This window comes from Paenibacillus sp. FSL H8-0282, assembly GCF_037963825.1.
In the GTDB taxonomy this organism is placed as follows: domain Bacteria; phylum Bacillota; class Bacilli; order Paenibacillales; family Paenibacillaceae; genus Paenibacillus_AQ; species Paenibacillus_AQ odorifer.
On record NZ_CP150146.1, the window covers coordinates 4,753,891 to 4,766,809 of the forward strand.

The window sequence follows — 12,919 nt, forward strand, 5'->3', positions numbered from 1 at the left end:
AAACACTATCATAAGCATCATTATAGTCAATAGTAAGAAAGACTGTTATACTATAAATGAGAATGATTATCAATGAAAAGAAGGGGATTACTACATGCAGATCCAATCCGACGGGATGCCTTATTCATCCCATCCTTTTTATATGCCCCTTCGGGTCATCAGCTTATCGGGAATAACCAACTACACAGCCTCAAACATTTCTTCTACTAATTCCAGCCTTATGATGATCTGGGATGGGAAAGGTTTTCTTGAAATAGACGGTAAGCTACACAAGGTCATGGCCGGAAGCTTAATAGCCCTTAGTAGTTCTTCTTTATTGAAGATGGAACCTGAATTACAGTTAAAGGGGATATGGATGGAGTATTCCTGTATACCCCAGAGTAAAGATGAGGACATTTTTATAAATGACAACTCCCCTGTCCACCATGCCTCTACACGTTTGACAGCCTTGGCAGGTGAGCTTTACAGTGCTTGGATAGACGCTGATAAGCAAAAGCCGTTTAGGGTCCAGCAGCTATTCACCCAGTTCCTAGTGGAGCTTCATAGTGAACTGACATCCCGTAAAGAAAGATCAAGCAGTTGGATGGAGCAAGTGACGGAGTATATAGAAGCTCATTACAATGAAGATATCACACGGGATCAAATGGCTGCTTTAGCTGAAGTGAGCCCTGAGCACTTTTCGCGAGCCTTTCGCAAATCAATAGGTCTATCCTTCAGTGCTTATATTACACTATTAAGAATCCGAAAAGCCCAGCAACGAATTCTCACCAGTTCCCCCAATCTGACTACTTTGGCACATGAGGTTGGTTACGAAGAGGGAACTTATTTGAGCCGAAAATTCAAGCAGCTTGTTGGCGTTTCACCTACAGCCTACCAGAATAAGAATAAACGGGTCGTTGCCCTGAACTATAATCACACCGCTAGCCTGCGAGTACTGGAAATCATGCCTCAACTCGGGGTTTATTCCGAATGGCAGCATAGCTTGGAACAAGTTCCCGCTTCCAAGCAGCTTCAAATGAGCGAAGGTAAATTTTCATTACTCTATGACTCAGTAGCTGCGGTAAAACCAGACGTCATTATCGGCTACAGTCTACCCGACAATAAGATTCTGACTCCTGTTGCTCCGGTTATTGAGCTGCCCTTTATGCAAATGAGTTGGCGAGAGCAATTTGCTCTGATTGCCGAGGTTGTGAATCGACGACAGCGTGCTGAACAATGGTTAAGTCATTATGACAGACTTTGTCTTACCGCCAACGGGTTATTAAACCATGCAATAGGAATGGAGAGAGGTACGGCTATCGTGTGGGAGGTTAGCTCCCGATCCGCCTACTGTTTCAGTAGCAGCTTCGGCAGAGGTTGCCAAATTCTATACGGTGATCTTGGCTTCAAGCCCCCCTCCGTAATTATTGAAAAAGGGATCACAGATTCCGGGTACTTAGAGGCATCCATTGAGGATATCGTATCGTTCCCTGCTGACCATATTATTATCACCAGCATCCCTTCATCATCTGAGGGAAGACAACGTTTTACTCGCCTACTACATTCTAAAGCCTGGAAGCAATTAGATGCAGTACGTAACGGACGGGTATATATTCTGAACCAAGGTGATATGTTCTACGGATTTGACCCACTGTCCTCACAGGCACAGCTTCAAGAATTGCTACGGGTAATGACATCATAAATTTGCATAAGCTGAGATCATATCCGTCCATAGTAAATACCCGGTGAAGCTTGTAAAGTTCTTATTGAGAATGATAATCAATATACATAGGAGGAACAACAAATTGCATAATCCAGGAAAAAATAGCACCAAACAATCCCATTGGCTTCTTTTTCCCCTCATGCTGACATTAATTCTAGTCATATCAGCTTGCGGGAATTCCAATAATTCTGTGGGGAATACAGGCAGTAACACCAGCAACACATCATCGGCTACTACAGCACCTACCGAAACTAATCAACCAACAGAAACTACGGAAACAGCTGCTCTTAAAAAGGTCACTACTATAAATGGTGATATTGAAATCCCTGTTCAACCTAAAAGGATTGTCGCTGAGGAATATCTGGGCAGTCTGATTGCGCTAGATACCATCCCTGTTGGTGCTCCCGGATTAACACTGGAGAATATGTATTTTAAGGAGGCACTTACTGGAGTTGCAGACACTGGAACTTACGGCAAAATGTCACCTGAAAAAATCATCGCACTTAATCCTGATTTGATTATTTCTGGACAAGCTGAAAGCTATGAAGCACTAAGCAAAATTGCTCCAACCATCGTTGTGCCATATGGTGATCTGAAAGATGCTCATGCCGAATTAACCTATTTCGGAGAACTCCTTGGTAAAGAAGAGGAAGCCAAAAGCTGGCTTGCAGATTACGACAAACGGATAGCTGAAGCTAAAGCCAAAGTAGACAAAGCACTCCCTGCAGATGCAACGTTTTCCATCATGGAAGACGGCGGAAAATCCATTTGGGCCTATGGCGATAACTTTGGCCGAGGCGGACAGCCTGTCTATCAGGCGCTGGGTCGCAAGCCCCCTACAGCTGTGGCCGCAGAAATTATGGAGAAGCAATGGGCGGAAATCTCTACAGAGGCACTCGCTAAATACGCAGGAGATTATATTATCTTAACTTCCAATAACCGTACAGAAGCTGATTACAAAGCTGATCCAATCTGGAGTAGCCTACCCGCTGTCAAAAATGGCCATCTCTATGTATGGAAAGAAGAACGGTCCTGGTACTATGATCCAATTGCCGTGTTATCCCAGACCGAAGAGCTGGCTGCTTGGCTTACACAATAAAATGCGCTTAAATTAGAATCCCCTACTGCTTCCAACAACATTGGAGCAGTAGGGGATTTGTTATGTCTTTTGACTACAAAAACACTCAAGAGGTAATAATACATTTAGCCTAAGGTTAATCTAGCAAATGGAGTTGATCATTATGAAATTACTATCACTATATTTCATGCTTGCTTTTATGGGGTTGCTGATGGCAGTAATCATCGACCTTTTATCAGGAGAAACCCTCACCGCTTCAATGCGGACGATCTATGACTCCTTTGCAGCTACAAGCATACAGGAATCAATAACTATGCTCGTTTTTATCTCCTTACCTTTTGTTAATACAATTACATCCTCTATCCGAAATAGAAGCAATAAATCCATTAAATAAAATAAACTAACCTATACTCCCTAATTTTCTGCGGATGTAATGAACGATACACAAGAGAATAGGTACAGCGGCACAGAAATATGGCAAAATATATTTCAGAAATATCCTTCCTTCGTCCATATGTATCGGATAATTCGCTGAACTAATAAAAGCCCCGAACAAAACAACAATACCAACGGGAACGGCGAGCTTCCTGCTGTCTTGTACCTTGAATAGATCCGCGGTGACTACCATTGCAGCGTAGCAATATACTGACATTTTAAAAAATACTCCAATGATTAAGGTTAAGAGCACAAGCGCGTCCAAACGTTGAATGAAATTGGCCAGGTTTACTAACGTTATCGTAGTGAACATCGGAAAATTGGCTCTACTGTAGATTTCTGTTCCTAGAACGGATATTTCGATGGCATGGGTAAAACTGAGTAATAATCCGCATAAAGTCATTGCGATGATTCCGGTTCTTTTTGCTACCTTGGTTTTTTTGATATGAGGTAAAATCGTAGTGAAACATACCATCTCCCCGAACGGAAATAGCCATATATTCAGATAGGCTGATTTTAATGCATTCTTCCAATCCGAGGCCTGTAACGGAAACAAGTTATCTAGTTTTACAAGTCCGGCGGCAATAACCAAAAAGCAACTGGTCAAGCCCAACAATATTATAATCAGCATATAAATCTCAGCTGTCCGCGCAAACACCTCAATCCCCTTGTTTAAGATGTAAATTACCGCAACAACCATCATTGCATAAATGATGAACACGGGTGTTCTGTCGTAAGAAGCAGCTATTAACAACTCACCTGATTCATGCAGATTTCGGGAGCCATTGAAGAGAAGGATTGGAATGTATGTTAAGCTTAACGGCCAGCCTATAACATTGCCCAGTATCTTTCTTGTATACCCGCTAATAATCATGCCCGGATATTGCCGGTATAAATAAACATAAATCAAATACAAAAGAAGTCCACCGGGCAAAGCTAACAGAATAGCAATCCAGACAGCATGGCCACTTTCAAGTCCAATCGGTACCACAAGGGCCGTTCCCAATTCAAACAAAAAAATCAAAGCAAATAATTGACTCGCGCTGATGGTTTCTTTTTTCATAAAGTGGCCTTCTCCCACCTTTCTCAACTAAACCCTGTCATTTTTCCTTTAACAATTGCGGCTCTAATCTCATTCCTACACTGCGAATATATGCCTCCACAGAAACGTCGACTTCCGCTTCCGCGAACACTGACTCCCAATCGTCCTTAACAGTCTCCCATGCTTTTGGATTTGTGCGCTTCAGTTCATTCCCAAAATTGAAAATATCGCATTTCATAGTTTGAGCAGCCTGTAAGGCTTGGGTTATTTCCTGTTTAGTTTTAAGAGCCACTTGTTGTTCCAATTGAACGATTACCTCTCTATCACTTAGCTCAATATAACTCTGAGTCTCATTAAGTGTCCCCTCTTCCACAACATTCACATGAATGACGGGTACTTTATTGCGGAGTTCAATCTTAATTTTTGTTTTTGAATAATTAATGTTCACAGCTATCGAATCTTTAGCCTCATCTGAATCTACATTAATACTGGTTTCATTAATCTCGTTCTGTACCCACAGTGCCCCCCGGGCAAGAGGTCCATCCAGCCATCCCTGAAGAACCCCTTTTTTCAATACGCTTAGCCCGCTCATTGTGACAAGTGCTTTTACTTGAGTTTGCTCCATCCCGGATTTTTTAGTTCCTTCTTCAGCGTCTCCAAGAATTCTGGCTCCGGATATCACCACTGACCCTTCCCCACTGATACCATTAATTAGCTCAAAAACATTGATATCCCGGCTTTCTCCATATATTCTAGCGGTATTTTTACTCTTTTTAATAATCCCAATTGCAGGCAGGCTTTCTACGGGAAGCAATAGTTTCAGAATAGAGGATGCTTCCGTATCTCTGGCTACAATAACATTCGTGTTGAGCCGCAGCTCATGGGACCTTTCAAAGATGTCAAAAATCCCATCAATACCGCTCTTCACTGTAGATTCGCCTAAAACTAATAGCTGCGTGTGTGCAAAAAACATCTGTCTTGCCGCCTTTTTTGAAGTCTTGCGAAAAGCACCAAAGATCGTACGGTCCGTAGAAGAATAAATAGTGACCGTGGGTTGTCCGGTGCTAGCTCCTGCACTTGTGGCTGTTGAGGATGGATTCACAATCTGAAAAGTAACATGATATTCCTCTTTATTCGGCACTTTATCCACACCTATACCGGTCACAATGCCTAAATTGTTTAACTCCCGACTGTTCCAGCAGCTTGTCAGCAACATTAAGCAGCATATACAAATAAATGAACGCATCATCCATCCGACCTTCATTTGCCACTCCCCGGCTTTCCATCATTCACCTTAAGTCGAGTATTATTTTTTTGGCTAATAAGACGCGGCCGAGTTTTCATATATTTCAAGGGCACACGCAAGATCGCGTCCTTCTGATTCTCAGCGATAAAAGGACCAAACGGAGACATATATGGAAAACCCAACGATTTCAAGCTGCACATATGAGCAACCAAAATAAAAGTAAAGATCGTTATTCCATAAAGCCCCATAAAGGCTGCGATAAACATAATGATGAAACGCAAGATGCGTATGGAAAGAGCCATATTAAAAGCAGGAGTAGCAAAGCTGGATATTCCTGTAAGTGAAACTACAATAACCATTGCAGGAGAGACAATACCGGCTTGTACGGCTGCCTGTCCTAACACTAAGCCCCCAATGATCGATACAGTTTGACCTATAGGGGATGGCATACGAATTCCTGCTTCACGTATAATCTCAAAAGTAAATTCCATCAGCATAGCCTCAATAAAAGCCGGAAATGGAACCCCCTCCCTTTGCGAAGCAAAATTAATAAGTAGGGCTGTTGGGATCATTTCTTGATGAAAATTTAGAATCGCAATAAAGAGTGCTGGGCCAAATAACGAAATAACAAGGCAAATAAATCTCAATAATCGGATCAAAGTCGTAATATCATAACGCTGGTAATAATCTTCTATGGCATGTAAAAACATAAAAAAGGTTGTAGGTGCAATCAGCACAAACGGGGTCCCGTCCACAAAAATAGCAACTCGTCCTTCTAAAAGATTTCCTGCAACACTGTCAGGACGTTCCGTATTATATAATGTTGGGAATGGGGAAAAGGGAGTGTCTTCTAAAAATTGCTCAATGTATCCAGATTCCAGAATCCCGTCTATATCAATGCTTTGCAGCTTAGTTCTGAGCTCCTGTAAGGTATTATCATTGACGATTCCATGAATATACATAATAGATACATTCGTTTGCGTGACGTCACCTATCTTCATCGACTCTACCCAGAGATTAGGGCTTTTTATTTTCCTGCGCACCAGAGAGATATTCGTCCCAATAGATTCTGTGAAACCTTCCTTGGAGCCACGAATGGCTACTTGAGTTGTAGCGTCCGATACCGTTCTAACCTCACCGCCGCTTGTATTCCCTCTGATAGCTTCCCTTATCCCGTTGACCCAAAGAATGGTATCTCCAGAGAATAAAGCCTCAAAAAGCACATCCCAATCTTCAAGCGTCTGTTCTTCTCCGATTCCTCTCGCCACTTCTTTCATATACAAAAAGATATCTTCAGCGGATTTTACCACCGGGTGTTCTTCACTTAGTTTATCAAACGACATCGCATGCTCCACAAACTCGTTGACCCTCAATTTTTCTATTAATCCCTCAATATATACGGCAGCTACCTCAACCTGTGTGGTTATGGATTTAATTCTACGAATAACAATATCAGGGCTATGGCCAAGCCTTTCTTGAAGCTCTTTAAGATTATCGTCCAAAATAGTAGAGTTAAAGGGATCCATCATTAACACCTCCTGCTCATACTATTTGTTCTACACCGCTTTTTTATGCAACAAATGGAATCTATAACCTCGCTTAACTTGGAATATGAACACGCAAAAGGGATGTCCTTGAGCTACTATAGCTCCGCGAACATCCCCTTATACTCTTTTGAAATTAACTTATTGAAGAGACTTCAGCAACGTAACTATCTCATCCAGTTGCTTGTCCAGCGCATAAGCATCGGAGAGATAATACGTTTTAAGATCGTAGGTGAATACATGACCCGCCTTAACAGCAGGTAGGCTTTGCCAGAAGACACTGTCCAGAATGTCCAGCTTATCCTGCTCCACACCACGGCTGAAGCCTTGGAAGATATAATCAGCTTCTCCTAAGTACTCGGGCAACGCTTCGAGTGAGAGGGAAGCCCAGCCTTCTTTAAAGGCTGCCTCTTGGACAAGATCAGGTGCATGCAGCCCCAATCCGTTATATATAATCTCTCCACCACGCCCATATGACGAACCATATAAATACAGCTCTTTACCGGCAATTTCAAAGATCGCCACCTTTTTGTCAGCTGCGATCAGATCAGACAATTCCGCTTTCTTCGCTTCCAGCTTCTGATTGAAATCCTCCACCCACTTTACAGCCTGCTGCTCCTTGTTCAAGATTTTCCCGATTTCGATCAATCGTTCCTTATAGTCGTATTTGCCCCAAGGAATAAAGACCGTTGGAGCAATCTTGGAGATTTGCTCATAGGTATCTTCCTGATAAGTGATAATCAAGTCCGGTTCGAGACTCGTTATTTTCTCCAGGGACACCGTCATGTCATCGCCTACAACTTCTACACCTGTCAGCGCCTCTTTGAAATATGGATGGTTCAGGATGTCATTCCCGGCAACGGCAATGGGCGTCACGCCAAGCGTCAGAAGATCACCAATAAAGTCTTGTACCGGGATCACAACTCTTTGTGGATTGCGCGGGATCTGCACCGGGCCTTTATCGCTTTCGTATGTCCAGTATTCTGCATCAGCAGCCGGCTCCGAGCTGGCAACTACAGAATCATTATTAGTGCTTTTAGCCACTTCAGCCGACGTGCTAGCTGGAGCATTCCCTTGATTAGCTGCTTGTCCACATGCGCTCAACAGCAGCACCAGCGTAAGCATAACGGCTATCATGCTTGTTTTTCCTAACGATATTATTTTGTACAATGTAAATCCCCCTTGAGACTTTATATAATCATGATATTGATAATCAATATCATTTAGATCTTTATTTAATATACCGTCTCCGCGGGAAAACATATATACACGCTAATACATCAATTTTGTTATGGACGATTGTCAGCTTAAATTATGGCCGGTTAACAAATCTGTCTGTATCTCCAATTGGCGTTCGAGCGCAAGCCCTTCGCTGCCCCAAAATTCCTCAAGCTTCAGGTAATATATGCGTCCATTCCTGAATGCTGGAAGATTGCGCCAAACCGCACTTTTACTAATCCGTTTACGCGTCCTCGACATCCAGTCCTCTTGTCCTGATACGACCACAAACATATGGTCAGCCGCATATATTGGCAATTCCGACAGTGAGATGCATAAATGATCATTCCGCTCCAGAACATCTGACCTTACCTTGTCCGGTGGAGTTAACCCCAGCATTGGATACAGATTGTACACCCCTCGGGCTGTATGATTCCAGATATAAATACTGTTATCTTGCCTAATCTCATACACCGCTACCGTTTCACCAGATTCAATTAGTGAGGACAAGCGCTGCTTGGACAAATCTATTTTCAAATGATAGTGCCTTATCCATGCCTCTGCCCGCTCCTCTTCACCCAGCAGTCTGCCGAACAAACGAATCTGTTTCAGGCGGTCCATTTTATCACACTCTACCGTAACTAGTGGCCCCAACTTCTCCATGCATTTAAGCTGACGGGGGCTCAGATAGGTTGGTGCAATAACTAAATCGGCTTCCAGCCCAGGCCATTCCGCTTCCTCCGGACATCCCTGCAGCTCAAATGATCGTACACCCGCCAGTTCCGGCAGCAAAAGCAAGGAGTAATTCATCACATCTTCTTCAACTGCGACAGGCTTCACACCCAGCGCAAGTAAATCCCCTAAAAATTGTAACGCTACTATCCGCTTCGGTTTGGGACGCAAACGGAACTCTGTTGGGGTCATCCCGGTGACTTGCTTGAATTTGCGGCTCAGATATAGTCCATCTGTATAGCCTACTTTTTGCGAAATTTCCTGTATTGTTGCTTTGCTGGACATCAAGTGTTTTTTCGCTTTATTTACTCTTAAATGAGCTACATATTCGGTGAAGCTCCAACCCGTCTGCTTGCGGAACCATACTGAGAAATAACGAGGATTGAAGCCCATTATTCGAGACATCATCTCCCGCGTAATCTCCCTTTGGAAATTCTGGTGGATATAAGAGAGCATTCTGAAATATGAACTATCCGTAATGTCTGCTTCAGCGTCAGCCTCTACGACCAGTTGATGTAGCTGATACAGCAAGGATTGAATTCTATCTGCCTGTGCTTCTAAATTATTGGCAGCAACGTCTTCCAATTCGCTGAATAAGCGGGTTATTTTATTCGTCGTACGTATAGGTAAAATCCCATTGACCGGAAAAATTTCACGGCAAAGTCCATAGACCAATTCTTGCTCCGTGCTATTGCTTAGCCCATATACCTCATAGGAAATTGCTAGAACAGAGATAACAGTCTCTAATGGAGCATTAATTTGATATGTCGCACCTGCGCTTAGAAAAAGAATTTCACCATTTTTAAGAGATACTGTCTCTCCTTCTATGGTTATTTGAATGATAGCTTCTATTGGTGTCAGGAAGAGTGGGGACTGGGCAATTTGGGGTTTACTGATGTGACCGCCGCCGCATTGGCGTTTTCCTGCCTCTTTTAACAGATAAATTCTATGAACCGGGTTATTATTTGATAGCTTCATTCCTGCTCCCTTCCAGACTGCTAGACTTAATAACCCATAAAATATAAAGCAAGCGTATAAGGTTTCTCTCCGCTCGAAATGGATAAGATCCCCTATACGCCTTATATAAAACTTCAGATTTTATGGTTTGAGAAGCCTCTATCCTTAGTGGTCGTCAACGACTCCAAGCGCTTTATTCTTCTCTTTGAACCGTTCATTGTGAGAAGATACGTAAGCGACTTTGGCCGCGGTTGGGTCTATGTACAGCTTAGCGCTATTAAGCGCCAGAGCCGCATCAGTGAAAGTACCTGCGATCAAACGAACCTTGCTTGCATAATCCACAAAGTCACCTGCTGCAAATATACCCGGAAGATTGGTCTCCAGCTTATCGGTTACATTCGCACACCACTCGCCCATATCAAGACCCCATTCTTTTAACGGACCAAAATCGCTTTTCAGACCATGATTCACAATGACAGCATCCACTTCAAACTGCTCTGTTTCACCTGTCTCTATATGACTGATCGTAACCTGATCTATCGTTTCACCATTACTGCTGTGTAATTGGCTTACTGCATATGGCGCACGGACATTGACTGAGGATTCCTTCATCCGTACAATGTTTTTCTCATGCCCGCCAAACTGTTCACGACGATGTGCAATCGTCACACTTGCAGCGATAGGCTCCAATTCATTCGCCCAATCTACTGCGGAGTTGCCTCCACCGGAGATTAGCACTCTTTTACCGCGGAACGGCTCCAGCTCTTGAACGGTATAATGAAGATTTGTCACCTCATAACGATCTGCACCTTCAATTTCAAGCTTTGCCATCTGCAGAATTCCGTAACCAATGGCCAAAATGACTGTGCGGGTCCAATGTTGTTCCCCAGTAGAAGAGGTCAGGATGTACGTTCCATCCTCTTGTCTCTCTTGATTCATAATTTGCTGACCCAGCACAATAGTCGGATCGAAGGTTTGAGCCTGCTCCTTGAGCTGACCGATTAGTTGATGACAAAGAGTTGGGGTTACGCCTCCTACATCCCAGATCATTTTTTCGGGATAAATAAGCATTCTTCCTCCGAGCTCATCCTTCGCTTCAATTAACTTTGTCTTCAAGTCTCTCATTCCGCTATAAAAAGCTGTATACATCCCAGCAGGTCCGCCACCAATAATGGTTACATCGTATAATTCCAGTTGTTTATTCATTGTGTCCCTCCAAAATTATATTCTAGTGATCCCTTCAGCTACTTAAGCTCCAAACTGCGCTTCATGCAATCGGCTGTAAATTCCGGCAGTCTGCAGCAGTTCCTCATGCTTACCTTGTTCTGCGATGCCACCTTCCGCAACGACAACAATCCGGTCCGCATTTCTGATCGTTGCAAGGCGATGAGCAATAACAAGTGTTGTGCGTCCCTCAGACAACTCTGCGAGCGCCTCTTGTATAGCGGACTCCGTTTCAGTATCCAGTGCAGATGTAGCTTCGTCCAGAATGAGAATCGTCGGATTCTTCAAGAACATCCGGGCGATGGACAGCCTCTGCTTCTGACCGCCAGAAAGCTTGACGCCTCTCTCTCCGATCATTGTATCCAGCCCGGCGGGCTGAGATTTAATCAGTTCTTCCAGCTGAGCGCGCCCTGCAGCCTCCCAGATTTCTTCATCGGAAGCTCCCAATCTGCCGTAAGCAATGTTCTCACGGATAGTTCCGTCAAACAGGAATACATCTTGTTGTACAATCCCGATATGGGAACGAAGTGATTCCAACGTCATGGAGCGAATATCTATTCCATCAATAGAGATGTTGCCTTCGCTTACATCGTAAAAGCGTGGCAGCAAGCTGCAAAGTGTTGTCTTACCAGCACCGGATGGACCCACAAGCGCAACGGTCTCTCCTGCTGAAATCGATAAGTTCACATTGGTTAACACCTTTTCTTTATCACTATAAGCAAAAGCTACATCCTGGAAGGTTATATTCCCTGACAGATGAGACACTGGCTTAGCGTCTTTTGCGTCATCAACATCCGGCTCCGTCTCCAGCAGTTCAAGATAACGTTTGAAACCAGCGATCCCTTTAGGATAGGTCTCAATGACCGAATTAATCTGTTGCAAAGGTCCTAAGAAGACATTAGACAACATCACAAAGGCAATAAATTCACCGTAGGTCATCTGCTTCTGGATTACAAAATAGGTTCCGCACACAAGAACGAATAACGAGACCAGCTTCATGAGCACAAAGCTAAAGGATGAATTCCAAGCCATAATTCGGTAGGTCATTAGCTTCGTAATACGGAAGCGTTCGTTATTAACTGCAAAGCGGGAAATTTCATGATTCTCATTAGCAAAAGCTTGCACAACACGGATCCCGCTTACATTGTTCTCTACGCGTGCGTTATAGTCAGCAATGTCCGCGAACATGATGTGGAACGCTTTTGACATTTTGCGACTGAAGTACATGGATAAATAAATCATCAGCGGGACAATTACAAAGGTCAGAATAGCTAATTGCCAATTAATGCTAAGCATGATACCGAATACACCCAGCAGCGTCATCACTGCTATGAATAAATCTTCAGGACCATGGTGGGCAATCTCACCGATGTCCATCAGATCATTTGTCATCCGTGAGACCAAATGGCCTGTTTTATTATTATCGAAGAAGTTGAAAGAGAGCTTCTGTACACGATCAAACAGCTTTTTTCTCATATCCGACTCGATATTAATCCCCAGCTTATGCCCCCAATAAGTGACGACAAAATGCATAAAGGCGCTGACGATATAGATCCCCAGCAAACCGAGGCAAGAATAGAGAATCCATTTCCAATTCCCACTTGGCAGCATATCATCCACTACCCGGTTAACGGCCAGCGGGAAGACTAGTTCCAGCAGTGCAGCAGCAATAGCACAGGAGAAGTCAAGAATAAACAATCCCTTATAGGGTCTATAGTAAGCAAAAAAACGACGCAACATT

The 12,919-nt window shown here is 43.5% G+C and carries 10 protein-coding genes; 3 read left to right on the forward strand and 7 right to left on the reverse strand.

Annotation, left to right across the window (positions count from 1 at the left end; translation table 11 throughout):
- Nucleotides 1–94: 94 nt before the first annotated feature.
- The 3 genes from NST94_RS20640 to NST94_RS20650 all read left to right on the forward strand — a co-directional run bounded on the left by NST94_RS20640 (nucleotide 95) and on the right by NST94_RS20650 (nucleotide 3,174).
- Nucleotides 95–1,681: an AraC family transcriptional regulator gene (locus tag NST94_RS20640; protein ID WP_339281211.1), complete on the forward strand. Its 1,587-nt coding sequence runs from the start codon at nucleotides 95–97 to the stop codon at nucleotides 1,679–1,681.
- Between the two features lie 160 nt (nucleotides 1,682–1,841).
- On the forward strand, nucleotides 1,842–2,801 hold the full coding sequence (locus tag NST94_RS20645) for an ABC transporter substrate-binding protein (RefSeq protein ID WP_339281212.1): 960 nt from the start codon (nucleotides 1,842–1,844) through the stop codon (nucleotides 2,799–2,801).
- Between the two features lie 142 nt (nucleotides 2,802–2,943).
- Nucleotides 2,944–3,174 (forward strand): hypothetical protein, encoded by a 231-nt coding sequence (locus NST94_RS20650; protein ID WP_076127617.1) that lies wholly within the window; start codon nucleotides 2,944–2,946, stop codon nucleotides 3,172–3,174.
- Nucleotides 3,175–3,180: 6 nt separating this feature from the next.
- On the opposite strand, the gene NST94_RS20655 is transcribed toward NST94_RS20650, so the two are convergent.
- From NST94_RS20655 to NST94_RS20685, 7 genes are all read right to left on the reverse strand, one after another.
- The gene (locus tag NST94_RS20655; protein ID WP_076281415.1) at nucleotides 3,181–4,278 is read right to left on the reverse strand and encodes a GerAB/ArcD/ProY family transporter; all 1,098 of its coding nucleotides are present in this window, start codon (nucleotides 4,276–4,278) and stop codon (nucleotides 3,181–3,183) included.
- Nucleotides 4,279–4,315: 37 nt separating this feature from the next.
- Nucleotides 4,316–5,521 (reverse strand): Ger(x)C family spore germination protein, encoded by a 1,206-nt coding sequence (locus NST94_RS20660; protein WP_076184080.1) that lies wholly within the window; start codon nucleotides 5,519–5,521, stop codon nucleotides 4,316–4,318.
- Nucleotides 5,518–7,032 (reverse strand): spore germination protein, encoded by a 1,515-nt coding sequence (locus tag NST94_RS20665; RefSeq protein ID WP_339281213.1) that lies wholly within the window; start codon nucleotides 7,030–7,032, stop codon nucleotides 5,518–5,520. Before NST94_RS20665 ends, NST94_RS20660 begins: the two co-directional genes overlap by 4 nt.
- Nucleotides 7,033–7,188: 156 nt before the next feature.
- Nucleotides 7,189–8,217 (reverse strand): iron-hydroxamate ABC transporter substrate-binding protein, encoded by a 1,029-nt coding sequence (locus NST94_RS20670; RefSeq protein ID WP_248548462.1) that lies wholly within the window; start codon nucleotides 8,215–8,217, stop codon nucleotides 7,189–7,191.
- 132 nt (nucleotides 8,218–8,349) lie between these two features.
- Nucleotides 8,350–9,975 (reverse strand): helix-turn-helix domain-containing protein, encoded by a 1,626-nt coding sequence (locus NST94_RS20675; RefSeq protein WP_339281214.1) that lies wholly within the window; start codon nucleotides 9,973–9,975, stop codon nucleotides 8,350–8,352.
- Nucleotides 9,976–10,119: 144 nt separating this feature from the next.
- A complete protein-coding gene (locus tag NST94_RS20680) occupies nucleotides 10,120–11,160 on the reverse strand; it encodes an NAD(P)/FAD-dependent oxidoreductase (RefSeq protein ID WP_076129508.1) in 1,041 nt (346 codons plus the stop codon).
- A gap of 42 nt (nucleotides 11,161–11,202) precedes the next feature.
- Nucleotides 11,203–12,918, reverse strand: a complete 1,716-nt coding sequence (locus tag NST94_RS20685; RefSeq protein WP_076104415.1) for an ABC transporter ATP-binding protein — start codon at nucleotides 12,916–12,918, stop codon at nucleotides 11,203–11,205.
- Between the last annotated feature and the right edge of the window lies 1 nt (nucleotide 12,919).